This is a genomic window from Rhodanobacter sp. MP7CTX1 (genome assembly GCF_014205795.1).
Taxonomy (GTDB): Bacteria; Pseudomonadota; Gammaproteobacteria; order Xanthomonadales; family Rhodanobacteraceae; genus Rhodanobacter.
In genome coordinates this window covers 324391-350368 of record NZ_JACHCN010000001.1, presented here as the reverse complement: position 1 = coordinate 350368, position 25978 = coordinate 324391, and the positions used below count along the sequence as shown (strand labels likewise).

The window sequence follows — 25978 nt, the reverse complement described above, 5'->3', positions numbered from 1 at the left end:
ATGTGCCGAAGCGCATGATGCCAGGCACCACGCGCTTCGGCGAAACGTTACGATTTGGTCCAGGGCGTACCACCGGCATAGTCACTGCTGAGCGTGGCATTGAGCTGGGTCAGGATGGCTGAGGTAGTCGTGATCAGGCCGAGTTCCCGGTTCTCCGTCAGAGAGGCCGAGGAGAAGTTCTCCGAGCCAAGGAAAGCCTTCGCGGTCGAGGTACCGAAATCGGCCACGATCACCTTGGCATGCACGTAAAACCCCGTAGCGGTATCCGGATAGGTGCTGATTTTCACACCAGCTTTTGTGAGAGCCTCGAATTCACTCTCGTAATCGTTGTCGTCGTTGGTCATGCAGACCGTCACCTTGACCCCGCGCTTGGCAGCATTCTCCAGTGCGGTGACGATGGTGCTGTAGCTCATCTCCTCGTTCTCGATCAGCAGGCTGTCCTTCGCTCCGTTGATCACATTGACCAGATCGGTCTTGGACACGGTCGGGCTCCACACCAGGTCATCACCGACCGGCGGCGTGATCGTCTGAGCCTTGAAGTCGGCGTTGAAGGTGCTTTCAATCGCGGCGACATCGTTTGCATCGTTCTCGATCAGCGCGAAGTCGCGCGTAGTGCTGTAGTAACGGCTGGTCAGGTTGAGCGTCATCACCGCACTGGTGGCGTCGTCAATGGTGATGGTCTTCTGATGCGTGGCGGCGTATTTGGTCCATGCCCAGACCACGCTCACGCCGCAGCCCTTCAGCTGGGTGTAGGCCGCCTGGTTGTTGCTCATTTCGAGGTTCTGATCGAGGATCACGCGCACAGCGATGCCGTTCGCAGCGGCCGTGCAGAGCAGGCCCGAAGCCTGTGTATCGACCAGTTCGTACATCGTCATGTCGATGCTGGACTTGGCCGACTGGATCAGGTTGTAGATGGGCGTCATGCCCTGGTCTGGCTCGATGACCAGCGTCTGGGTGACGGCGGCGGTCGCTTCACTGGCGAGAGCCTGCGCGGCAATGCCAAAACTGCCGACGCAGAATACGGAGGCGAAAAGTGCAGCCTTGACTGCAACGGATAACCCGCAACGAACTTTCATGTTTAAGTCCCTTTGATATGGAAAACAGATGAGACGCGAGTCCATGCGATTCGTGGTCACCGCCCTTCCTGAGCAGCTTCCGGCTGTCCAACCTATCCAGTGCCCCCCTGCAGCAGGCGCATGACGCCACAGCCCTGCGCGATTGGAACGTGGGTATGTGACGCTGGTTTTTCCGTTATGCGGTGCAGGTTTCTACGTTTAGAATCCGTACACGCTGAAAGCACGATCGGCGCGTAGATCCCCTCGCATCCGCCCATAAAAAAATGAGAAGCCCCGACATGCGGGGCCTCTCAAAGACGCGGCTGCGAGTCACGCGCCTGGCGGTGCAGCCAGCAATCGATCCAACGCCGACAAGCGCTGTTCAGTCGGTGCGTTGAGCACCATAATGACCAACGGGCTACGGACCCTTACGTAGTCGTTTGGCATTGCTGGTCGCGCGACGGTGATAGGGACCCATCCCTGCTTTTGCCACCTTGGCGGAGGTCGTTGCTATCTCGGTCAGGTCGATCCCCAAATTCATGCGCCCTGGCTTGCCACCCAACATCATCGAAGTGGCATTGCTTATTATCTGATCCATGCCCTTGATCATCGCTCGTTGGTAGGCTGCCGCCATGGAAGCTCCCATGGCCTCCATGGATTCACTGGCAGCGTCGGCTTTTTCTTGCACCATGCGTTTCATTTCGCGTTGATCCGAAGCCACCGGATTAGGCCCCATTGTGGCCATCCGTTGCGTGCGCTTGGCGATGACCTCACTGGATGCACCATACATTTCGGCGGATCGTGCGGCTAAATCCAACCAGATCGAAAACAGGTTGACGGTATGACGGATGCGACGTGGCATAAGAAGACTCGCAGCGAATGGCGATGGGTGTATGACAGATTCAAAGTGAGCCTTCGGTGAGAGCGTCTTGCGCGGACATTCCTGAACCACCCTCCTTCGCGGCTTCTGTCACACCCGTGGACTACACTCACCACCTTCGTATCGCAGGCTTCGTCAATATGGACTCGATAGGCTTGGCAGTCAGGTCCGGGGAACTTGCCGCACTACGTCTGTTCGATATCGCCTATACCATCGATCTAACGCACGCCGAGTCCCTTTGGGCGATGCGTGAAAGCGGCAAGGTCAGCCGGGCCCAACTGACCAGCACGCCGCCCAAGGCGCTCAACTTCGGCGTGGCGCCCTTGCAGCTGGCGCTGGGATCGACCCTGCTGACGTTAGGCAACCGCGAAGTGACCGCCGAACTATCAGTGCGACTGTATGACTTCGGTGTAGCTGCCTTGGCCGCACGGGTGGCTGTAGCTGACCTGACGTGGGACGCATTCGTTGCCGATTTCGATGCGCTGGACCGTGCCGTCGGGCCGACGTCCACCACGTTCTGGACGAACCTGCTCGCTCGTGTTTGCGAGGTCATCTTGCCTGCGCTCGATCGCCCCGCGGTGGATACCTCGCTCGATGAGGACTATCTCATCGGGACAGTGCACGCATTCAGCGAGCCACTGGATGCGGCGGAGTTGCGCAATCGCGTGGACCTCGCTGCGCTTCTGTCGGGTGAGAAGCGCGCCCTGTCCGCGGCATCCAACCGGGAGCTCCTCGCGCGCAGCTTCTCCTACTACGCGGACGACATGGTTATCCTCACCTGGGATAGGGCTTTCATCTACGAGCCGCGGCGTGACACCGACGTGGCTGATGTCATCGAAGTGGCGAATGCCCAGCTGGTCGAGTTTCGATACTACGACACGTTGCTCGACGATGAACTTCCGCGCATGTACGACCGCGTGGAAAACGCACACGGTGCCATGTCGCTGTTTGCTTCACGCCGATTCGCGCACCTCGCGCGGCGCCTGTACACGCTGGTGGCCGAGGTCACTGAGCTTACCGAGCGAGTGGATAACGCCCTGCAGGTGACCGAGGACGTTTACCTGGCCCGGGTGTATAGCACGGCGCTCGGACTATTTCGTGTTCCGGCACTCGGCGAGTCGGTCGACCGGAAACTCGCGATCATCCGCGATACCTATGCCGCGCTGTATGAGGAAGCGTCGAGCCGTCGCACCGAATTGCTTGAGATTTCAGTGGTCCTGCTGATCATGCTGGAAATCGTGTTGATGGTGTTCAGGAGATAGCCGCTTTATTCAAGGTCACCCAGATCCTTCTGCAACAGTTCGCCGTCCTCTTTGTTGGAGACCAAGGCTGCTTGCTCCTTCGCTAGCAACACCTGCTCTGCGGCTTTGCTGAGATTGCCGGCAATCTTCGCTGCCCTGGCCATGGCTTCATAGGCATAACCAAGGAGGAATGGATCTTGCCCAATGCTGTATTGAAGACAAACTTCCGCGTGATTCCTTGCCTCTGCGGCGTTTCCGAGTAGCGCTTGAATTCGCGACGCCTGCCAATAACCAACCGACAGCCGTCTAGGCTCGCAGTCGGGGCGATTCAGCCAGTGATAGATTGACGCCTGGCTGAGCACGACCATCATCCGATCGTCTTCCGCAGTGCGTTCGGGTTTGTCGATAAGGTCCCAGGCTGCGTTGAAACAGTGCGCTGCAAAATATTTGTGCGCAGCTACGATATCGAAAGAAGGACTGGTGGACATGCACTCCTCCGCGCTACAAGAGCGATCTATCTCAGGCCCAACGCCCAAGTTAACGCACCGCCAGGCGCACTCCAGCAGTCGCCACTACACTGGATGATCGCGTGGAATGCCTGGACTGGGCAAATTGTCATCGACACGAACAAAGGTGCCAAAGCAAGCCTTCACCGCAGGCTTACACAAAAATCTGCCGTCCCTAAAGACTAGCGTACACGCCAATCTTGCCCTGCGTAGCGATCCGCTCCTCACGCCACATCAGATCTCTCTGGACATAGCTCAAGATCGCACGCTGCGAGCAGAGGCATATCGCGAGTGGTTCCGTGCCGGAGTCAAGGACAACGATTTCGCGATATTCGCCAGCACGCTAAACAGCCGCGCCCGTCGGGGAGTCGCCGATTCCAGGCAATGGCAGAGTAAACACCAGAACGATCCGTCATCGCGCGACAGCAGGGGCGGCCGCAACGCCAACGAGCGGGTGAAAGCCGGGCCCGCGAAACTCAACCACCTCCGGCATCTTTTCGGCACCCCTTTTCGGCACCAGAAAATCCCGAAATGGCGGCGTGCCATCCATCCAGCACGCCGCCAATGTCTTTGGCGCCTTGCGAACTAATTAATCCCCAGGTCGAAGCCGACATCAAGGAAGACCGAACGCCCCAATGCGTTGTAGTCCCCTTCGTCGTAATACGGCCAGTTGTCGTTGGTGTTATCGGTCGGCGGACGTTTGTTGAAGAGGTTGTTGGCCGTCAGCGCCACCGTGATCTTGGGTGTGACCTTGTAGCGCAGGCTGCCGTTGAAGGTCAGCCATGGCCCGATATTCTGCTGCGTGCCGATGGCGTTCCAGGTGCTTCCATCGCGAATGGCGTAAAGGGTCGTACTCCACTTGCCGATATCCCAGGTGACCGTGCCACTGACTCGACTCTTGAACTCATCCGAATTGGAACAGCACAAGTAGTTGGTGACCGGGTCACCCGCTTTCTCCTGAAAGGTGTGTACGAGTTCGTCGTAGTAGTCGAGACCGAAAGAAAACGTGCCCAGGCGGCCGGCCGGCAGTCGATATTTCAAGGCTGACTGGATGCCGGTCTGATATTCGGAGGCAACGTTGATCGGATAGGTGCTTACCTGCTGGATGCCGCCCGGATTGACCGGGCTTGAAGCGGGCAATCGCGAAACCTCACCGATCACTTGCTGGCAGGTGGGCGAGCCAATGTCATACGACGTCTGTCCATTCTCCGATTTCCCCAGGCGGCAATTGGCCTCCGCCTGCAGAATCTCGTCCGCGCTCAGCGTCTCCACTTCGTTGCTGATGCGGAAGGCGCTGTAGTCGACCGACCAGCTCAATCGGTTGTCCAGCGTGGACCAGACAAAGCCGTACGTAAGCGTCTTGGCGGTAATGTCCTTCAAGTCTGGATTACCGGACGACACCGCAAGAATGGATTGGTCTCCCACCGGGCAGTTACTGTAGGTCGATGCGTTGTAGCCGGCCTGGCGACACTGGTAATAGTCGGTCGCGCCCGAATACCCGCTGCTGTGTGCCGAGAACAGATAGAACATGTCTGGCGCGCGGAACGCTGTCGCATAGCTTCCGCGAATCAGCAGCGTGTCGAAAGGACGATATTCCAGGCCGAGCTTGTAGGTTGGCCGACCATGCTCACCGCCGCCGTAGAGATATTTGTCGTATCGGGTGGACACATCCGCCGTGAGCTTCTGGAGCAGCGGTATCTTCATTTCCCCGCCGATGGCGGTTTGTTCACTGGCGCCAGAGGCCGTGGTGCTGCCGGTGACGCCCAGGAAATAACCCTGAGCCGCCAACGGGCTGGCGGAGGCATTGGAGAAGCGCTGATTGCTGGTCTGCGCGATCACCGCCGCGCCGACGTCGCCCGCCGGCATGGAGAACAGATCCGTCGTGTTCGCCGTAATCGTTTCGTTTTGCGTCCACGATACGGATGTCGCCCGGTTGTCCGCGGTGAACTGGCTGTACAGCCCCGGCGTCAGCGGCTGATACAGCCGGCCCAAATTCGGCGCATAGATCGGATAGCCATTCGCATCGGTGCCCAACGACGGCCCCAGATAGTAATCATTGGCGCCGTTGTTGGTCAGAAAATCGAGCGTCTCGCGCACGACGCTGGATTGCGACCGGTTGTAGTAGGCATCGTAGTTCCAGTCCGAATTTCCTATTTGACCGCGTGCGCCGATGCTGATGTTGTAGGTTCGGGTGAATATCTGCTGCTGCCCTGCTTCCGAGCCGATCTCTTCGGGCGCGAAGATGCGTTGCCACTCCTCGTATTGTCCAGCGGTCTGGTTGTAGAACGTCTGGTTCCAGGACGGGCTGCCACCGACGTAAGTCGGGTTGCTGTAGCTGTACAGGATGTCCGAATACAATTCGGTGTGATCGTTCAGGTGATAGCGCAGGAACAAGGACCCATTGGCATCGGTTTCCTGATTCGACAGCGTGGCATTGCTGACGTTGTCCGGGCTGCCGCAGTAGTAGCCGTGGTCCGCACGGTAACTGTAGGACGTGCTGTTGTTGTAGAGATAACTGAGTGGCGAGCATGCTGCCGCACCTGGGTCGATGTAGGTGTTGGTGGTCGAATTCAGGCGCAGGAAGGTACGCGAGTTCACGCGCCCCGACGGATCGGGATCATCATTCAAGGAGCTGATGTAGCTGCGCTGGTAAGCCCAGATCGGGTCTTCCTTGGAAATCTGTATTCCGCCGCTTATGTCGAGGTCGCCCCACTGGTGGCCCGAACTCAGCTGTAACCGCTTGCTCGCACCACCGCCGTCCGAATAGTCGCCATAGCGCAGATCGAGGTGCGTACCTTCGATGTGATCCTTCAGCACGATATTCACAACGCCAGCAATAGCGGCCGAGCCGTAGATCGATGATTGGCCGCCAGTCAGCACGTCGATGTGATCGATCAGGCCGACGGGAATATTCGCGATATCGGTGATGTTCGTATTGCCGTTATAGGCCAATGGGTAGCTGGCCATCGGCCGGCCGTTGAGCAAGGTCAGCGTGAAATCAGGACTGAGGCCAAACAGACTGATGGTCTTGGCAGCCGGCGTGAATCCCCCGGTGGATTGGGGATCCTGGACCGAGCCATTCGAGACGGTCAACGAACGCAGGGCATCATAGGTATCGACGAATCCCTGTTTCTCGATGTCCTTGGCGGTCACCGTAGTCACCGGCGACGCGCCTTCGATCTGTGCCTGTGGGATGAGTGATCCGGTTACCTGCACGACCTGAAGCTTCTTGGCCTCACTTTTCTTTTTGTCGTCGGATTTTTCGGATTTTCCATCTGCAGGCGGTGTCAATGGCGTTGCCTGGGTGTCTCCTGCCTGCGTCTGCGGCGATCCGGTAGCACTCTGGGCAATCGCCTGATTAATGGAAAAGGCCAGCAGCGTGATAGCGACTGCGCCTATCAATTTAGGCTTCATATACGTTGTTTCTCCCTCACAAAGTTGTCAGTCGCCCGCACTACTAAGGACGACATGAGCCATGCACCTGCCCTCTTGCATGCCGCGTCGAAACGACATCGCTACAGTCCAGGACCTGTATCCCCTCCCCCACCAGAAGCCATCCGACAATCGTTGATCGATGGCTTTCGTCCGATGCAGCAACTTCTCTTCGCGGGCTCATCGGCAAGCCCCGTATTTAGATCGATCTAACTTTTTGGCAAAAAGCTCCCGTAGCCTTTAGCTGAGCTCAGGATCCCGCTGGCGGAAATGATGGTGGTGCGTTCGCGCCATCACTTCCCCAATGCGTATCTGCTGTCGATTGCAAGTCAAAGCGGAGATGCCCGCCATGCTCGGCAAAATTGGACTGCAGCCAGGGGCTGACATGTGGCTGATCGTTTACCCACATGGCATGGACATAGGGATGATCGACCGCCGCATTCGGCGCATCGATCGTGACCTCGCCGTTCGCACGATGAATGACCGTATGCGTGAACAACGGGCTGCCGGTCACCAGCTCGGCTCGACCGGGAATTTCCGGATAGAGGCCCAGCGACGACCATACATACCAGGACGACATCTCGCCCAAATCGTCGTTGCCTGGAATACCGTCCGGCGCATTCTTCCACAGCGTATTGACGACCGCGCGCACGACTTGCTGGGCCTTGAACGGCTGGCCAACGAAGTCGTACAGCCAGGGCGTGGCGACGGATGGCTCGTTGTTCAATTCCGCGTGCAACGGACCGGCGTTGGTGAATGCCCAATGGCCAGTGTCATCATGGAAAAAGCGGTCCAGTCGGTCAGTCGCTTTAGACTTACCGCCCATTTTCTGGAATAAACCGTGGATGTCGAACGGAACCATCCAGACGTATACCGAAGCACTCCCCTCGACAAAGCCATCATCGCTAGCTGGCGAGAAGGCAGGCCATGATCCGTCGACATTGCGATCCTGGATGTAGCCACCTTGCGCGGTCGCCTTCGGGTTGAACAGGTTGCGCCAATATCCGGAACGCACGAGGAGCTGTCGTTCGTTACTACGATCACCGACATCCGCCGCCAACTGTGACAAGGCATAGTCGGCCGTCGCATCCTCCAGCGTTTCCGCGGCACCAGCCCATGCATGCGACTGCTTGGCGATGTAGTGGAGCTTCAACCACTGATCCAACGACGGCCGCTGGCCCACGCACTCGACATTGCAGCCGTCATCGGAGCCATCGTGCGCGGTAGGCACCGTAGCGGCTTTTAGCAGCGATGCATAGGCACCGTGCAGGTCGAAGTCCCTGCCACCGAAAGCGTAGATGTCGGCAAGCGCTGGCACCGCCGGGTCGCCGCTCATCACATGCGTGCCGCCGCTGTTATGCGTCCAGCGATCCCATTCGCCATCATTCTGCTGTGCCTGGTTATACAACGACTGTGCGATGTCGCTGCCGACCTTCGGCATCAACCATGTCACCAGTTGCAGGTGCGAGCGATAGATATCCCAGCCAGAAAAATTTGCATACTGCGCATCCTGATTGCTTTCGATGCGGTGGGTTTTCTGGTCGAAGCCGCGGTACTCGCCATTCACATCGCTGAAGACATTGGGATGCATCAGCACGTGATAGAGCGCGGTATAAAAAGTTGTACGCTGGTTGGCGTCGCCGCCGTCAACGGCGATGTGACCAAGCGCCTTGTTCCAGGCAGCGCGCGCGCGCTCATGCACCTGCGCCAAATCAGTACCCGCCGAAATTTCCGCTGCGAGATTGGCCCGCGCATTGTCCAGGCTGACGTACGAGATGCCGACACGAACCTGCACCGGCCCCTTGGACGGGTCAAAACCCAGCCATACACCAGAGCCCTTGCCCGACTCGGGAAACCCCTTGTCGCCGTACCCGGTGCCGCCGCTGGCCGACGTTGCCCCTGGCTGCAGCGTGCCGTCATGCCAGGCGCCGACCTGTGCAAAAGGCGCATCAAATGAAGCGACGTAGTAAAGCGTGTAATAGCTGCGCTGATCCGCCTTGGCGAGATAGCCGCAGAAATTGCCGCTGGTCACCGAGCCACTGACCGTACGCGCGCTCTTGTCGACTTGCACCGTCGCATCGCTGCTGCCGACCTCCGAATCCGATCCGCGAATCAACAGATTCGCCGGTTTGCCGCCTGGAAACGTGAAGCGGGCCATGCCGCTGTGCATGGCCGCACCGAGTTCGACACTGACGCCATTGGCAAGTCGAACCTGGTAGTCGCCTACCCTCGCCTGTTCGTCGGCGTGTGAAAAATCGCTGGCGTAGATCTTGTCCTGCAAATCCCGCGATGGCGACGACCCCACTGCCGCGGTGATCGGCATGAATGGAATATCGCCGCTGGCGCCCGCACAACCTGCGCCCGACAGATGGGTGAGGCTGAAACCGCGGATACGGCCAGCCTCGTACAAGTAACCGCTCGGCGATGCCGTATGCGTATGCTTGCCGCGGGTGTTCTCGGGGCTCCATTGCAGCATGCCAAAAGGCATCGTGACGCCGGGAAACGTGTTACCACCATTGCTGCTGCCGATCAGCGGATTGACCGAGTCGCTCGGCATGGCATCGCCTGCGGCGGTCGCGCTGACGCTCGTTATCGCGCACAGCACAGCACCCGTCATTACCGTCTTGAACAAGATCGTTAGCTTACGTGTGGTCACGAACGTGTCTCCCAGAGAATGCAACGCTAGTGCGTTTGAGCTGCGCCAGCTGCCGCCGTCGATATGAATTTAGATCGATCTAAATTTTCTGGCAAAAAAATTTGCCCATTCAGCCTCGCCCGCGATGGACTCACCCTTGAGTCGTTGCGGGCCCCCCAATCAATTTAGATCGATCTAAATTGATTGGCAAAAAAAAATGCCACTCCCACCGCCCCTGCCCTGGACTCACCCTCGAGCCACTGCAGGCGACGCAACATCATGCGCGGCCAAGACTCTACAACAACATTTCCACATAGCCTTCCTGCGCCGCAACATTGAGTCAAGGCATGAAATTTCACGGCGGCCGCATCGATCGCGCCAGTACGTCCACTCCCCTCCCGGAGGCCTGACGAGCGTTCACACCGAGTCACACGATGCCATACAGCACTCATTTGGCCATCCATCCACTTGGCTATCGGACACCGCCAACGCAGGTCAACGACGTCCGCCTCCGGTCTGAAACGGACCACCCACGTGTCGCAGGCAGGGACGGTGCTCTACGTAGTTTTACCAATTTGCGAGCCGTAGTTTGCCTGTCGAATCGTCTATCGCCTTCTGGTCTGATTGAGGAAGGAGCATAAGGGGCGACGGTCATGCGCAAGCATGGGTTGATTCCTTGTTCTTCTTCCCATTTTTCCGTGCGTGCTGACCTGTCACTCGTAGGCTTCTTAAGCCGCAGCGACCGGGATCGTCGCGAGTTGCATTTATGAGCACGGTATCGAAGTGGGGTGGTCAATGAACAGCGTACAAATCGAACAGAAGAGTTATGAAATGCCCCCGCGAGATGGGATCAGCGTCGCGCATTTTCTCACGGTAGCCGACATCGACCGATCGGCTCAATTCTATGAAAAGGTCTTTGATGGTCGCGTTCTAAGCAGAGGCGACGGCAAGGGCGCGCCTGGTTATATTCAGATCGCGAATACGTGGTTGCTTGTCAACGTCGGGGGCGGACCGACCCCCGACAAACCGTCCGTAACGCTCAGCACCCTCGCTGATCCGAACAAGATCAGCAGCTTCATGAATATCCGCGTCGCGGATATTCAAGCGTGCTACAAACTATGGAAAAGCCGGGGAGCCGAGTTCATCACGGAGCCGAAGGAAAAGTACGGCGAGACTCGCTGCTATATCCGCGATCCTGACGGTTATATTATCGAGGTCGGACAGAGCAAGCCGGACTTCACGTACGGTTAGTGCGCAGCTGGAATGGGGTACGGATCCAAACGCTCACGGATGTCGGCTTGGAACTGGCCCATTGGCGCGGACGATACAACACCGCTCACGCCACGCCCATATTCACCTCGATCCCATCAGGTCAATCATGCCTGCCTCGGGTCGAAAGCGGATTTTTGCAGCGTGCCATTCGCTCGTCCAACCTCCAACGCCTGTCCAAACGAGGCCTGCGTTTTTCAACTATTTATCTAACCAGGCAGTTGTCCGACCCGCCACGCGCTGCATTGTCACCTACATGGCCGCACGCCCATGGACCCACCCACTCCAGCCGCCGTCCCGGCCCCGGCCCCCTTAGCGGGTATCCGGTTTGCACTCGGCGCCTTTGCCGTTGCACTTGCCACGTTCATGAACGTGCTCGACTCCTCCATCGCCAACGTGGCCATTCCAACGCTGTCAGGCGATCTTGGCGTCTCCGTTGACGAAGGAACGTGGGTGATCACCGTGTTCTCGGCCGCCAACGCGGTGTCGATCCCCCTCACGGGCTGGCTCACTCAGCGCATGGGTCAGGTCAAGCTGTTCGTTGGAGCGATTCTGCTGTTCGTGATTGCGTCTGCGTTGTGTGGCATTGCACCCAATCTTTCCGTATTACTCGCGGCCCGCGTGCTACAGGGAGTGGCAGCGGGTCCACTGATACCGCTGTCGCAAGCGTTGCTGCTCTCCACGTTTCCAAAAGACAAGGGCGGCAGCGCGTTGTCGCTATGGGCGATGACAGCAACGGTCGGTCCCATCGTTGGCCCTGCTTTGGGTGGCTGGATCACCGATAGATATAGCTGGTCATGGATCTTCTACATCAACGTACCGGTAGGCCTGTTCGCTGCTGCGGTGGTGTGGTGGATTTATCGCGACCGTGAAACCCCCACTCGTCATTCGCCGATTGATACGGTTGGACTGCTCGCCCTGATCGGCTGGGTCGCTGCACTGCAGATCATGCTCGACAAAGGCAAAGATCTGGATTGGTTCAACTCGCCTGTCATCTGTGCGTTGGGAGTGTTTGCACTGATCGGCCTTGCGTTCTTCGTGATCTGGGAGGTAACCGAAGAGAAACCGATCGTCGATCTACGACTATTTGCCGGGCGCAACTTCCTCGGCGGCACGGTAGCGATCTCGGTCGCGTATGCAATCTTCTTCGCGAACCTGGTGATTCTGCCGCAGTGGATACAGGAGTATCTCGGTTATCGCGCCGTCGACGCAGGAATGGTTACTGCTCCGCTGGGCATTTTCGCCGTGATCCTTGCGCCGATGATGGGCATGATCATGATGAAGGTCGAAACACGCATATTGGCAACGCTAGCCTTCATCGGGTTCGCTGCTGTCTTCTTCCTGCGCGCGCAGTACACCACTGACATCGATCAATACACCCTGATCCTGCCAACGTTGCTGCAAGGCATTCCGACCGCCCTATTCTTCGTGCCATTGACGGCAATCATCCTGTCGGGTCTGCCGCCGGAAAAAATCCCCTCCGCTGCGGGCTTATCGAACTTCGTGCGCGTCTTCGCGGGTGCCGTTGGGACATCGCTGCTGGCCACCGGCTGGAACGACCGCACGATTCTGCATCACTCGCAACTTACCGAACAGGCAAATAGCTACAACCAGATCTTCACGGACTCGATCGTCCAGGCGCAGTCAACGCTCAAGGTCGGTGCATCCAATGCACTCGCCTTTATCGAGAACGGATTGAACGCACAGGCGGCCATGCTCGGTCTCAACGACATCTTTTGGATGTCCGCCATCATTTTTATTCTGATCATTCCACTGATCTGGATCACTCACCCAGGCAAGGATGCGGCAGCTGGCGCGGCGGGGGCTGGCGGTCACTGATGATTCGCCGACAGGAGTGTTGACCGAACGCGCAATAACGGATTGCCGCACCACGCATTCAACGGCTCCGAGGACTTCGACATGGAACATGACGCCGGGAAGACTTTTTCGAGGACGCACAGAATCGGCTTCATGTTGACGAAAGCGCGCAACATCGTGGATGCGGACATCGATGCTGGCGTCACGCTGCGCGATATTGCTGGCCGCCAAACGCGCCATATCCTCTGGATCAGTAACGGCATTGCTGCCGCTCGCTGCGAAATGTCGAGGCATCGCCGCGACAACGCGGCGCTACAAATGCGGGAAAAGCTCGAGACCAAGGGACAGCTGAATCGTTCCTGTAGTAGCACAGATCGCCGTGTCGTCGATCTGAAGTCAACGCTTCGCCTACTTGGCAAGTTCGACACCAACACCCATCGCCAACGCGCTTAGACCCGAAGCGCTTGCGGGTTCCATCTGATGGATCCACCCCACGTACTGAGAATAAGACCATGCATGTTCATCTGATTGCAGCAGCGGTCGGAATGACCCTCGCACTGGCGGGATGCGCCAGCAGCAGCGGCCTGCATCCTGACGGCACACCCATCAACCCCGACTCTGTCGCGGTTACGCGAACCATCGCAAGCGGCGAGGTGTCGCCCGCCGCATGGCCCAAGGCTGACTGGTGGACCGCGTTGGGCGACAGCCAACTCAATGCATTGATTGCCGAGGCCTTGCACGACAACCCTACCCTTGCTGAAGCCGACGCGCGCGCGCGCCAGGCACAGTCCGAAGCGTCGCAGGCCGATGCTGACCGCGAGCCGGTGGTAAACCTCGCGGGAAGCGTCACCGAAGTTCGGGTGCCCACAACGCTGCCCCCCATTGGCAAGGGCCACAACCGCACCGCAAAGTATGTCGACGCCAGTTTCAAATGGGATCTGGATCTTTGGGGTGGCGAGCGCGCTGCATGGGAGGCTGCTCTTGGACGGGAGCGCTCTACGGAAGTTGACTCACATGCGGCGCGTATCGAACTCTCCACGAACGTCGCTCGCGCATACGTGCAGCTCGGCTATGCCTACGCTCAGCAGGATGTCGCATCGGCTGAGCTCAAGCGTGCGGTGGACGTGCGCAAGCTGACACAGCAACGCGTTACCGCCGGCATCGACAGTCAAGTGCAGCTCAAGCAGAGCGATTCAGAGCTCGCCAGTGCACAGGGTCAAAAGGCGCGAGCGGATCGTGCTATCGATGCAGCGCAATCCGCGCTATCCGTGCTGTTGGGCAAAGGCCCTGATCGCGGTTTGGCGATCGCCCGCCCGCAGCTGTTGCCACCAGGCGCCTTGCTCATGCCATCGAATCTGCCGGTCGAACTGCTGGGGCATCGCGCCGACCTCGTCGCGGCGCGTTGGCGCGTTGAAGCGGCCGAGAAGGACATCGCAGCGGCCAAGACCCAATTCCTGCCCAACGTCAACATCAGCGCAATGGCGGGTCTCATCGCTCTCGGCGGCGGCAATCTCTTCACGGCGCAGTCCCGCTTCTACGACGCAGGCCCGGCGATCAGCCTGCCTATCTTTGATGGTGGTCGCCGCCGTGCGGACTTGAACGGCAAGGACGCGCAATACGATCTCGCCGTCGCGCAATACAACGCTACACTCGTACGTGCGGTCAACGAAGTGTGCGACGACGACGATGCGCTCGCCTCGGCGCAGGTGCAGATCGACGCGCAGCAGCGCGCACTCGATGCGGCCAACGATGCCTGGACGCTAGCGGAACAACGCTACAAAGCCGGCATTGGCAGCTATCTGGAAGCCCTCAGCGTACGTCAGCAACTGCTGATCGCCCAAGAGCGCATGGCCACGCTGCATGCCGAACAAACCGATGACTCCGTCCAAATCATTTGGGCGCTCGGTGGCGGCTATCGCCCAAGCCGGCCTGCTCCCGACGTGTCGAAAGTTGCCGCCGATGCGAACTCTTCTTCCCTCATTCATCATCGCTCTTGAGGCCGCCGTCATGCCTACTGAAGTCTCTCCACCTCCTGGCGAAACTACACAACCCAACAAGAAGAACCGTAGGTTCATGCTGCGCATCCTGGGTGCATGTGTCCTCGTGGGCGCCCTGGTTTTTGTTGTTTGGTATGTGCTGGAGAGTCGCTGGTACGAAAGTACGGATGACGCTTACGTCAACGGCAACATCGTGCAGATCACACCGCAGATTGTGGGCACCGTGGTCAGCATCGGTGCCGATGATGGTGATTTGGTAAACAAGGGTGACGTGCTGGTCAAGCTTGATAAGGCGGATGCGGATGTTGCGCTGGAGAATGCCGCCGCCAACCTTGCCAACACCGTGCGCAAGGTGCGCGGCCTGTACAGCACCGTGTCGGGTGCGCAGGCAGATGTGGCCGTGCGGCAGACCGCGCTGCAGAAGGCAAAGGCCGACTACGAACGTCGCGTCAACTTGGCCAGCTCCGGCGCTATCTCTGCTGAAGAGCTCTCGCATGCATTAGATGCACTAACGGCGGCTGAGAGCTCGCTCACGACGGCTGAGCAGCAACTGCTGACCAATAAGGTGTTGGTAGACGACACCGTTGTCACGTCTCATCCGGATGTCAAAGCCGCTGCCGCGCAATATCGTGCGGCCTACCTCTCTGAAGTTCGCACGACCATGGTGGCACCGGTGACCGGCTACGTTGCCAAACGCAGCGTGCAGGTCGGCCAACGCGTACAACCTGGGGCAGCTCTGATGGCTGTTGTGCCGTTGCACGAGATATGGATCGACGCCAACTTCAAGGAGACCCAACTTAATCACATGCGCATCGGCCAATCCGTAGAAGTGACTTCCGATGTCTATGGTCACTCGGTCAGGTACGGCGGCAGGGTGTTGGAACTCGGCGTGGGAACGGGCGGCGCGTTCGCGCTACTGCCCGCACAAAATGCTACCGGCAACTGGATCAAGATCGTGCAGCGCATTCCTGTGCGCGTGGTGTTCACTGACCCTCGGCAGCTGGACCAGCATCCGCTACGTGTCGGCATGTCTTTGGATACGAAAGTGGACCTGCACGACGAGAGCGGCCTGATGCTTGCCCAGAAGGCACCGACACAGCCCGCTTTTAGTACGGATGTCTATCAGCAGCAGTTGGCCAACGCCGACGGACAGGTCGCGCAGATCATTCGCACGAACATGGCGGGTAATGCGAAGTAAGTACGCCGGAGGGCCAACGCTGCCGACGGTGCATCCATGATCGGGACGGCTTGTCGATAAGCCCCTTCCCGGCCGATCGATGAACTGCAACAGGTCATGCCTCTTCTTCAGCTGCACATCCCGCTTCGGCTTCGTGCCGAAGCGCCTTAGGTAACCGATACGCAATCAATAGAGTATCCAGCCCTCTACGAGTGGGCGCGAGACTCGGTTATCCAGTATGCCAGCAGCAAGCGCCGCAAGGATCGTCTCGCTGCCATCGCAGCCGGCTGGTTTGCTGGTTCGCGCGAACCGGTGACATGGCCTACGCAAAGATGCGCGCGTTCGGCCAATTTGCCGCTCAGATTCGGCAGCAAGCAATCGTGATCACTTTTTCCGAAGTTTTCTACCTGCTTGCCATCGCGCTGCTGTTCTGTATTCCACTCGCGTTGCTGCTGAAGACACCCAGCTACGGGGCGCCGGCCGCGGCTGGTTACTAAGGATTCCAGTCATGTATAAAAGCCATTCAAGCGTCTCACGCGCCTTGTTTTTCGCGCTGCTCACCTCTCTCGCGGCCGCCGACCCCGGACACCTGGCGCACAAGAGCTCCCTCACCTGGCTTGGCGTGCCGTTTCTGCAATGGGACGTGTTTGACTTCGGGCGTACGCGCAGCAGCGTTCGTCAGGCCGAAGCGAGCCGCGACGAAGCCGACACCCGCTATGCGCAAACCGTGCTCGCCGCTTTGCAGGACGCCAACATTGCGTTATCCCGCTACGGTCACCAGCGCGAAAGCGTAACTCGCTTGCAGCAGATCGAAGCATCAGCCGATCGCTCCGCAACGTTGATGCGCCAACGTTACGGCGCGGGCGCATCCTCACTGATCGATCTGCTGGATACGCAACGCACGCAATTCTCCGCGCAGAAGATCCTTGTCGAAGGACGCGCCGATCTACTGAAAGATTTCGTCTCACTGCAGAAAAGCCTCGGTCTTGGCTGGGTTCAAGCTCGCTAAGGCCGCATGTGGTGGCACCATCATGACTGGCATGGCGCTGCTGGGTGGATCACGCGATGGATCGACAGCAAAGGGGCCGGAGGTAGTTAAACCACCGACCTCAGCAGCTACAGGTCGACGCGAGACGATCGCGACGTAAACAAACAGACGAAAGGTAGCGCCGGCGCTCCACTTAGGCACCTCAACCCGCTTTGCCGCCCCCTCCCTTTTCTTAAACTAATGAGGGGAGAGCTTCGGCGCGCTGGATGACACCACAGATATTTTCCAGGATTTGTCGGTTAGTGCTTGCTCAGCCCTTGGCCGTTCGTCGGTGCGGCTTGCGATATCCTTCGTCGTTGATGCCTGACTTGGCGGGATGATCTCAATGCGGCGTCTACCTACCTTCATGGTCGCACTGCTTTGCAGCAGCCTTCATATGGCACCAGCCGACGCCCAGGTCGCGGCGCCGACAGCAGATGAATCGCACGCCAAAGCCGTGACACTGCCGGCCGTACAGGTCAATGCAAGTCGCTTGAACATTCCGTCGTTCGACGTGCCTGCTTTGCTCAGTGTGGTGCGGGTCGCACCAGCCAACTCCGGTCAGCCGGGCGTGAATCTTTCCGAGTCGCTGATCGGCGTGCCCGGCATCCTGGCGCGTGATCGGCAGAACTATGCGCAGGATGAGCAGATCTCGATCCGCGGCTTCGGCGCTCGCGCCACCTTCGGCGTGCGCAGCGTCCGTCTGTATGTCGACGGCATTCCCGCTACGTTCCCCTATGGCCAGGGCCAGGTTTCGCATTTCAACTTCGACTCGGCCGAGCGGATCGAAGTGCTACGCGGTCCATTTTCGGTGCTCTATGGCAATGCCGCCGGCGGCGTAGTGCAGATATGGACTGCCGACGGCACCCCAACACCGCTGACCACCCTGGGCGTGAACGCCGGCAGCAATGACACATTCCGTTACAGCGCCGACACGCGGGGAGCATGGGGACCGGTCGACTACAACATTGCCGGGTCGGAGTTTCTCTCCGGCGGCTATCGTCAGCACAGTCGAGTGCAGCGCGAGTCAGACAACGCGAAGTTCGGTGTCGACCTGGGTGATCAGAAGGAACTGACCATCGTGGTGAACCGTCTGAACCAGCCTACCTCGCAAGACGAGCTCGGCCTTACCCGTGCGCAAGTCGATGCCGATCCACGGCAAGCCACGCCCGTCGCCACTCAGTTCAACACGCGCAAAAGCACCCAGCAGAATCAGATCGGCGCCATCTTCGACCAGCAATTGAACAGCGACAATCAGTTGCGCGCCATGGCGTATTTCGGTCAACGCAGCATCGTGCAGTATCAGGCAATTCCGGTGATCGTACAGCTCAATCCCCTGTCGCCTGGTGGCGTGGTTGCCGAAGATACCAACTATGGCGGCCTCGACTTGCGCTGGACGCACAGCGGCCAACTGGCCGACCGGGACTACGAATTTGTGCTGGGCGCTAGGGGAGACGAGCAACTTGAGCATCGCCTCGGCTACAACAATTTCGTGGGCAACACCCTGGGCGTGATGGGCGCACTGCGGCGAAATGAGGATGACAACGTCAATAGCGTCGACGAGTACGCGCAGTGGTACTGGCACTTTGCCGATCGGTGGTCGTTGCTGTTGGGTGCGCGGCATGATGACGTGCGCTTCAGCGAGCACGATATGTACATCACGCCGCTCAACCCGAACGACAGCGGCGGCGTGAATTATGAAGCGACCACGCCCGTGGCCGGGCTGGATTTCCGTCCGACTGAAGAGCTGCGGTTATATGCCAGCTACGGCAAAGGCTTCGAGACGCCAAGCTATGTCGAACTGGCCTATCGCAGCGATGGTTTTCCCGGCCTGGCCTTCGACCTGCGGCCGGCGCTAAGCCGTAATCTTGAGCTGGGGGGCAAGTGGCAGATCACTCAGGCGCTGGAGTTCGACGCCGCCGCGTTCCGGTCGGACACGCGCGACGAGCTGGCAGTCCAGACTAGCGAAGACGGCCGCACCACCTACCAGAATGTCGGCAATGCGCGTCGTCAGGGCGTCGAGTTTTCGTTGACTGGACAGCTTGGCAACGACTGGCATATCAGCGCCGCTTTCACCCATCTGCTGGCACGCTTCCGCAGCAATTTCTTTACCTGCCTCAGCACACCTTGCGCCGCTCCAACGATGCCAGTGCTCGCCGGTACGCGTATCCCGGGGGTGCCTGACAACTTTGGTTCGCTGCGGCTGCAGCACGGTGGCGACCTTGGCTGGCGCGAAGGCATGGACCTGACTGGCGTGAGCTCAGTCACCGTCAACGACACGGGGACGCAGCAGGCTGCCGGCTACGGCCTCATCGGCGTGGATACCAGCTACACGTTCGCCCTGCCTCAAAGTGCGCGGCTACAGCTCAGCGCACGTATCGACAACTTGGCTGATCGCCGCTACATCGGATCCGTGATTGTCGATGACAGCAATGGACGCTATTTCGAACCGGGTCCGGATCGCACCTATATGCTGGGCGCGCGACTGGCCTTCTAGACCCGCCGCCGGAAAACGAGGCGACCTCGGTCCCCAGTATTTTGGAGATTTGAATCCAATCACTGGGTCTGTGAACAAGGGGGCAGAGACAGGCTCATCGCTTCGGTTTCCGTCCCGCCGGCGTGGCTTCAAACGCGATGATTTCGCTACGGCGCACGAGCTTTCGACCACCGACAGCGAGCACAGAAATACGACCACGCGCCACCAAGCGAGCGATGGCCTGCCTGGTTGTCCCGCGGAGTCGGGCAGCTTCTGACTGGCTAACCCAGTCGTCCAGGTCGGTTGTCAATAAATTGGTTGGCATTGACAACACATATCCTTTAGTGTGTACGCTTGCATGATTGTATGCGGACTACTCAATGGCTGTCGTTGGCGTTGACTTATTTGAACCGGTTGTGAGGCTGCACAAAGGGGGCGGGCGCCGTCGGTCCGCGACTTTGAGCTCGTCTCTCATTGGCACAGATATGTAGGGCTTGCGAGCGCTAGCTATCCGAAAGTATTCGCAGAAGTGTTCGTTTCGACGATCGTTCAGCTCACAAGGAGTGATGTGCCATGGAAAAGAATCAGGTTACTGAGCTGTGCTATTACCTTCCCGAAGCAGCCCACGAACGGCTCTGCCATACACGTGAAGAGATCCGGCTACTGGCCGACCTCACTGCGCGCATCAGCGACGAAGCGGACCACCTCCAGCTCTCGCCCAGCGCCCTGGCCCGGTGCTTCGATCGTCTGGCCGACCAACTGGACTGCGCCTTGCACGAGAGTTTCTGGCCGTCGACGCGTGAACAGGCTAGGCAACCGAAGAGGGAGTCACCATTTCGCCGTCCGGATCAATAGCGGCAAGAGCAACCTAAATGTCGATTCACTGCGACAAGGCTCTCTTCAGCGCTTGTAATCAGGATGCGCGCTCATGTTCCGACCTCATCGAGCAACGCGGCGGGGGTCACGCCGAACGCATCGGCAATCTGGCTCGGCAACACCGACACGTCTAGCTGAGGTGCTGCCAGATGCACGTAATCGAAGGCTTTAGGTGCCAACTCGACGGGGGTGACGCGCAGATGCTTGTTCGGCGGATTAGGCGCCCGCATGGGGTCGTTATGGTTGATTGCGTCGCGATGGGCTGCATCTTTCGCAGCATCCTTCGGCATCGATCTTCCGATTGACTCCGGCTGCCACGCTCTCGATACTCAACGACGTGTGCCTTTAACCTTCGGAGGCGCCAATGCGACTTTTCTGTTCTGCGCGACGAGGCCCGCCGGGCCCGCTGGTGTCGAACGATGCGCGAAGCGTGGTTCGACCCGCCCGCGCGAGCCACTCGGCGGCGGCGGATCGGCCGCGACTTCAAGGCTCGAATGCCGTGTCAACTGCGGTGAAGACCGGTGTTGATTCATCATCGAAGCCGCTTGACGCATCGACGCGAGCATTCATGGAGCCGCGATTCGGTTGGGACTTTAGCAAGGTCAGAGTTCACACCGATTCATCGGCGTCGAGTACTGCTCAATCACTTCAAGCGCGCGCGTACACCATCGGCAATGACATCGTGTTCAACCAAGGTCAGTTTCATCCGACGAGCGCAGCTGGGCAATCGTTGCTGGCCCATGAGCTTGCCCACACGATGCAGCAGCAAGATGGCTCACGTGACGTTAGAAGCGTCGGCCGTATCGATGATCGAACCGAGCAGCAAGCGGATCACGCAGCCTGGCAGGCACTATCAAACCAGGGAATGAATACGCCACCAACGGTCGCGCGCGACGCCAGCGATGCACTTCGACGAACGCCGATTCACACGTGGGGTGGCGATTTTGATGTAGGCGAGAAAGGTTACACGGAGACCTTCCAGGAAGGGGCGCAGCAGCCTGGGCCCGACGCTGGCCGGAAAGAGAAGATCGTGAGGTCCGGCGCCTTGCTGCACTTGAAGTTTTCGCCGGACAAAAAGGTAGTAGATGCCCAGGAGATTGCCTTTGTTCAAGCCATAACATCGTTTCGCAACGATCAGCCGTTCTTCATAGGAAAAACCGAAGAGTCGCGATCTATTTCGCTTGGCGACCTTGGCGAAGGTTTGCACATCGATAGCTTCCGCACCGAGAAAAGCCCCTTTGTTACGCAACAACCGGGGGCGCACTTTTCGGATAAGAAGACCGAAACGACCTGCGATGCCGAGATGATCGATACCCCTGGGTTCCAGATCTGGGACAGCGATTCCGCCGAAATGACGGCAACTACTTCTGCGGTCGCGACTAAAGGAAGACAGGCGGGTGCGTTCTATGGCGCAGTTCGATGGGGGTGGACGCGTGCCGAAAAAAAGTCGCCGACAAAGATCGAAATGACGGCGACAACGTCACCGCTACCTGGCGGGACGCAGTTCAAGGCGATAGCAGGTCTCTGGGATGCTTCAAAGACTTCGGGAAATGAATCGACCGAGCACCTGCCCACGGTCGACGTGAAGTTCACGACGAAGCAAACGCGGGTCGTGCTGGATCCTGCAAAGCCGAAGGCGAGCGGCAGTTTTTATCTGGACATCAACACTGAGGTCCAAGTCACCGAAGTCAAGGATCCGAAAAATGCGGAATGGCAAAACGTCATCATTGCAAGCGGCAAGCACATTGGCGAGCGCGGCTGGGTTTCAGAGCCGCTGAGCGATATACCTGCGCCGGTTCCTAAATCGAAGTCGAAACCCTGATTCGGTGCCGCGCATCGCCTCGAGCTTTGGCGTCATGCCGGGACACTGAAAAGCGGCAGTTCACCCCGATGTCAGCTGTCGGGGAAGTCCTAAGATCGGTTTGGGTCGAAATCAGGCTCACGGCACCCGAGCACAACGAGGTGGCAATGCGTCGCGCATGAAATGTCGGCGAACAGAGCGAGCGTGAAGGCACGCCCACGCGCTGCATCCTTGGCCGCATGGAAGTACAAAAAGGGAATCGAGGCAGTTAAATCACCCTATCGGCAATCCGGCGGTCGGTTACTACTCTAAAACCTGCGTTTGCGCTCCGACTCCTGATTCCCACGGTCGGAAATAGGATGACCACAAGAAAACCGCGCACAAAAAAATCGCATTCGCGGGTTTCAGTGTGCTTCAGGTTATGAGGTCCCGAAACGATGTTGGTGCCAGAGGAGACCCTGCACCAATGCTATTCAATTGATTTACAAGAAGATAGCCGACAAAAAATTTCCACTTGTACCAAAATACATACCCAAAACGAAGCACTTCAGCGCCCTGCGGCCTATCTCTGTCCGTGCAAGGCCATGATGGCGTCGCCAAGGACTCGTGGATCGAATTTTCCTTTGTAAACGCTGGGCGGCTCACACTTCAGCTTAAGAAGTGCGTAAACCGCCGTTTGCGCAGAGCGGATCGAATATTCGACAGTGAACACGACATCATCAGGCAACTCGCAAAACTGACCGATGGCGGCGAAATTTCTCGTGCCTTGGGGAACGACCTGTGGTCGATCACCTCGCTCACGACGAAGGAACTGGCTGGTGATAAACGGCATCATGCAGGGTATGCAGATACAGCTCTCCAGAATTCCAGGCGTATCCGCCGTGGCATGCAGATGACCCAGCAGCTCCGTCATGATTTCGCGACCGCTGCAGGCTGACATTGGCTTTTTGACGAAGTCACCTGGCGTGTCAACTGACAGACCGTAGCCCCAAAACACACTGACTCCCTCAGGCTGGCCAATGAAGTGCGGCTGGTATGGAATGACGATTGATAACAACCATTTCGAGTCGGGAAAGGTAATCAGACCACCCTCCCCCGGCACGTTGCCGGTAAGGTCGCGCACAATCCGTAGAAAAGTGGGATCGCGCAAGGTGGTGGTGAATGAAACCCATTTGGACTCGTCGATATGGTCGGAAAATGTCGATGGACTACCGAATTCAGAGCCGTTCTCGGCGAGATTTTTCCAAAGTGTCCAGGCGCCACCGTCGGCCTTGCCGTTGAGCACGGGTGCGCAATCCATGCTGCCGAGGCTGGATGCTTCAGTCATTGAACCCAAGGTAACGAGAACAAAATCGTTGACACCGACTGCGATCTCGCCGGTCTTCCCTGCCCGCGCATAAACGATCTCGGCCACAAACTTCTCACCATTTTCCTGCAGTAATCCGAGATCAGTGACACGGGTGTTGAGCTCGAACTTGACGCCTCGTTGCTCGAGCCATTTGTGCAGCGGCCGGACCATCGAGTCGTACTGATTGAAGACCGTACGCATAATGCCCTTCAACTGACTGAAGCCAGCCACCATGTGAGAAAAGCGCACCAGATAGCGCTTGAACTCGACCGCGCTGTGCCACGGCTGAAAGGCGAATGTCGTGCACCACATGAGCCAGAAATTGGTTTTGAAGAAGCTTGCATCGAACTGATCGGCGATGCTGGCATTACCCAGCATCGCCTCAGGTTCAACGGCCAAACGTTCGATGGTCAGGATGTGCAGCTCACTGAGACCGAATTCAGGCGCGGTCTGCCTATGGCCATCGCGAACCAGCCGCGACTTGGAGCAGGTCTTCATCGTCTCATTCCAGCCGAAGATCTCCTGGGTGACGGTCTTGCTGGCGTCCAGGGTGGGAATTGAGGAAAACAAATCGTAAGTGCACAGATACTTGCTTTCGATCATTCGTCCGCCGCGCAGAACATAGCCCTGCTCAGGCGAGCCCGCACCGTCAAGGCTGCCACCAAGTTTGTCCAGCTCCTCAAGAATGGTGATGTTCTGACCAAGCATGTTGCCGTCACGAATCATGAAGGCCGCCGCCGCTAGCGACGCGGTGCCGCCACCGATTAGATAGACCTTCGCCGCATCTCGACTTTCACCTTCATGTGCCGGGTCGGGAGGATTTCCAGCAGCCTTTTCACGGCGATTCATGGGCGCGCCTCCCAGTGACGTCCTTGAGTTCCGTCATGTGATACTCCTTGAAATAATCGTACATATGATCATCACCTCGCCCGCCGCATTTCTCAGCGATCCCATGGCCTGAAATGGCTGCCGCGGATTTGAGTTTTCAAGATCACTCATTGAGGCGACAGCACTGGATGACATGAAAGGGCCGCGGCATGCAGTGTGCGGAACAGCACCGGGGCGAGGCCAAGCTGAGGGATTTCCTTTCTTATTCCTTGCGAGCCGATGACATGGAGATAGGTGTCGGCACGCTCGTGAACACTCAGGCCATAACTGCGAAATTCGCACCGGCCGCCGCGTTGGCAGGCCATCATGCTCATAGTTATATCAATACAGTGCGCGTGCTGCGAAGCGTGCGTCTGTGCGCTATCGCACGCAGAACTGGATTGTACAAACGCTAAATCGACGACGTTCGCAGTGCGATATGTGACGTGTTCTCTGTGTGCTGTATCGAACAGACACTCTGATGAAACTGAAGCAACGTAGCAGCAGGGGCACCTGCCAGAATGACGGAGACGACCATGCATGCGATGGTGCTGAAGATGCTGGGTCAGCCGCTGGAGTGGACTGAGCTTCCTGATCGGTCCCCAGGAAAAGGTGAGATCCGCGTTCATGTGCTTGCCTGCGGCGTGTGCCGCACCGACTTGCACTTGCTCGATGGCGAGCTGCCCAATCCACAAGTGCCGATCATCCCAGGCCATGAAATCGTCGGTCGGATCGACATGCTTGGACCCGGTGTTGAAGGGCTTCGGGTCGGCGAGCGTGTGGGCATCCCCTGGCTGGGGCACACCTGCGGAGTCTGTCCCTACTGCATGGCCGCCCGCGAAAATCTTTGTGACCGACCTCTCTTCACGGGCTATACGCGCGACGGTGGGTTTGCGACCTCAACGATCGCCGATGCACGCTATGCGTTCCCACTCGGCGAGTTGGGCAGTGATGTGTCGCTCGCTCCACTACTTTGCGCTGGCCTCATCGGTTGGCGGTCACTGATGATCGCTGGTGACGGAAAGAGACTGGGGCTCTACGGCTTCGGCGCCGCAGCCCACATTCTGGCCCAGGTCGCGCGATGGGAAGGGCGATCGGTGCTCGCGTTCACGCGTCCAGGAGATATAGCCACTCAAGCCTTTGCCCGACGTCTCGGCGCGACATGGGCCGGTGGATCCGATGAGATGCCGCCCGAACCGCTCGACACCGCGATTATCTTTGCAACCGCTGGCGATCTCGTCCCGCTTGCCTTGAAAGCGGTACGTAAAGGCGGCCGCGTCGTCTGTGCCGGCATTCATATGAGCGACATCCCGAGCTTCCCGTATGGACTGCTGTGGGAAGAGCGCCAACTCCTGTCGGTCGCCAATCTCACGCGGCAGGATGGACTCGATTTTTTGCGATTGGTGCCGGACATCGGCATTGTGACTACGACAACGACCTACCAGCTGACGCAGGCAAACCAGGCGCTCGCCGACCTTCGTGCTGGCAAGTTTGAGGGCGCTGCCGTCTTGGTGCCCTGATCGTTATTGGTCTGCATAAGTGTCTTAGCGAACAGACCATCGAGCAGACGTCG

The 25978-nt window shown here is 58.4% G+C and carries 20 protein-coding genes; 13 read left to right on the top strand and 7 right to left on the bottom strand.

The features are described 5' to 3' along the window. Positions 1-47: 47 nt before the first annotated feature. Positions 48-1076 carry a phospholipase D-like domain-containing protein gene (locus HDE77_RS01695; RefSeq protein WP_184415402.1) on the bottom strand — a complete coding sequence of 343 codons (1029 nt, stop codon included), beginning with the start codon at positions 1074-1076 and terminating at the stop codon, positions 48-50. Positions 1077-1473: 397 nt separating this feature from the next. Beyond that, positions 1474-1917: a polyhydroxyalkanoate granule-associated phasin gene (locus HDE77_RS01690; protein ID WP_184415401.1), complete on the bottom strand. Its 444-nt coding sequence runs from the start codon at positions 1915-1917 to the stop codon at positions 1474-1476. A gap of 173 nt (positions 1918-2090) precedes the next feature. Between HDE77_RS01690 and HDE77_RS01685 the strand changes: the two genes are divergently transcribed. Further along, the gene (locus tag HDE77_RS01685; protein WP_184415400.1) at positions 2091-3197 is read left to right on the top strand and encodes a hypothetical protein; all 1107 of its coding nucleotides are present in this window, start codon (positions 2091-2093) and stop codon (positions 3195-3197) included. Positions 3198-3202: 5 nt separating this feature from the next. Here HDE77_RS01685 and HDE77_RS01680 read toward each other — a convergent pair whose 3' ends face one another. Continuing rightward, positions 3203-3664, bottom strand: coding sequence for a hypothetical protein (locus HDE77_RS01680; protein ID WP_184415399.1), 462 nt, complete (start codon positions 3662-3664; stop codon positions 3203-3205). 145 nt (positions 3665-3809) lie between these two features. Between HDE77_RS01680 and HDE77_RS01675 the strand changes: the two genes are divergently transcribed. Continuing rightward, a complete protein-coding gene (locus HDE77_RS01675; RefSeq protein ID WP_184415398.1) occupies positions 3810-4271 on the top strand; it encodes a hypothetical protein in 462 nt (153 codons plus the stop codon). On the opposite strand, the gene HDE77_RS01670 is transcribed toward HDE77_RS01675, so the two are convergent. Together HDE77_RS01670 and HDE77_RS01665 are read right to left on the bottom strand one after the other, a co-directional pair. Further along, positions 4268-7096, bottom strand: coding sequence for a TonB-dependent receptor (locus tag HDE77_RS01670; protein ID WP_184415397.1), 2829 nt, complete (start codon positions 7094-7096; stop codon positions 4268-4270). The genes HDE77_RS01675 and HDE77_RS01670 overlap by 4 nt on opposite strands. Positions 7097-7364: 268 nt before the next feature. Next, the gene (locus tag HDE77_RS01665) at positions 7365-9770 is read right to left on the bottom strand and encodes a GH92 family glycosyl hydrolase (protein WP_343206035.1); all 2406 of its coding nucleotides are present in this window, start codon (positions 9768-9770) and stop codon (positions 7365-7367) included. Positions 9771-10544: 774 nt separating this feature from the next. Here HDE77_RS01665 and HDE77_RS01660 point away from each other — a divergent pair. The 9 genes from HDE77_RS01660 (at position 10545) to HDE77_RS01620 (ending at position 20368) form a co-directional block, all read left to right on the top strand. Continuing rightward, positions 10545-11000 carry a VOC family protein gene (locus HDE77_RS01660; protein WP_184415396.1) on the top strand — a complete coding sequence of 152 codons (456 nt, stop codon included), beginning with the start codon at positions 10545-10547 and terminating at the stop codon, positions 10998-11000. Positions 11001-11288: 288 nt separating this feature from the next. Continuing rightward, positions 11289-12857, top strand: coding sequence for a DHA2 family efflux MFS transporter permease subunit (locus HDE77_RS01655; protein WP_184415395.1), 1569 nt, complete (start codon positions 11289-11291; stop codon positions 12855-12857). 81 nt (positions 12858-12938) lie between these two features. Next, positions 12939-13289, top strand: coding sequence for a hypothetical protein (locus tag HDE77_RS01650; protein ID WP_184415394.1), 351 nt, complete (start codon positions 12939-12941; stop codon positions 13287-13289). A 59-nt stretch (positions 13290-13348) separates the two neighbouring features. Next, complete coding sequence (locus tag HDE77_RS01645; protein ID WP_184415393.1) at positions 13349-14833, top strand: efflux transporter outer membrane subunit; 1485 nt, start codon at positions 13349-13351, stop codon at positions 14831-14833. A gap of 10 nt (positions 14834-14843) precedes the next feature. Then, complete coding sequence (locus HDE77_RS01640) at positions 14844-16031, top strand: efflux RND transporter periplasmic adaptor subunit (protein WP_184415392.1); 1188 nt, start codon at positions 14844-14846, stop codon at positions 16029-16031. Between the two features lie 296 nt (positions 16032-16327). Continuing rightward, complete coding sequence (locus tag HDE77_RS01635; protein ID WP_184415391.1) at positions 16328-16507, top strand: hypothetical protein; 180 nt, start codon at positions 16328-16330, stop codon at positions 16505-16507. An 11-nt stretch (positions 16508-16518) separates the two neighbouring features. Further along, positions 16519-17019 carry a TolC family protein gene (locus HDE77_RS01630; RefSeq protein ID WP_184415390.1) on the top strand — a complete coding sequence of 167 codons (501 nt, stop codon included), beginning with the start codon at positions 16519-16521 and terminating at the stop codon, positions 17017-17019. Between the two features lie 415 nt (positions 17020-17434). Continuing rightward, a complete protein-coding gene (locus tag HDE77_RS01625; RefSeq protein ID WP_255482476.1) occupies positions 17435-19534 on the top strand; it encodes a TonB-dependent receptor in 2100 nt (699 codons plus the stop codon). Between the two features lie 552 nt (positions 19535-20086). Then, a complete protein-coding gene (locus HDE77_RS01620; RefSeq protein ID WP_184415389.1) occupies positions 20087-20368 on the top strand; it encodes a hypothetical protein in 282 nt (93 codons plus the stop codon). Positions 20369-20439: 71 nt separating this feature from the next. Here HDE77_RS01620 and HDE77_RS01615 read toward each other — a convergent pair whose 3' ends face one another. After that, positions 20440-20679, bottom strand: coding sequence for a hypothetical protein (locus HDE77_RS01615; protein WP_184415388.1), 240 nt, complete (start codon positions 20677-20679; stop codon positions 20440-20442). Between the two features lie 209 nt (positions 20680-20888). Here HDE77_RS01615 and HDE77_RS01610 point away from each other — a divergent pair, with 209 nt between their 5' ends. Further along, positions 20889-22211 (top strand): DUF4157 domain-containing protein, encoded by a 1323-nt coding sequence (locus HDE77_RS01610; protein ID WP_221444072.1) that lies wholly within the window; start codon positions 20889-20891, stop codon positions 22209-22211. Between the two features lie 541 nt (positions 22212-22752). On the opposite strand, the gene HDE77_RS01605 is transcribed toward HDE77_RS01610, so the two are convergent. Next, entirely contained in the window at positions 22753-24387 is a 1635-nt protein-coding gene (locus HDE77_RS01605; protein WP_184415386.1) for an oleate hydratase, read from the bottom strand. A 554-nt stretch (positions 24388-24941) separates the two neighbouring features. Between HDE77_RS01605 and HDE77_RS01600 the strand changes: the two genes are divergently transcribed. Continuing rightward, on the top strand, positions 24942-25925 hold the full coding sequence (locus tag HDE77_RS01600) for a zinc-dependent alcohol dehydrogenase family protein (RefSeq protein WP_184415385.1): 984 nt from the start codon (positions 24942-24944) through the stop codon (positions 25923-25925). Positions 25926-25978 lie beyond the last annotated feature (53 nt).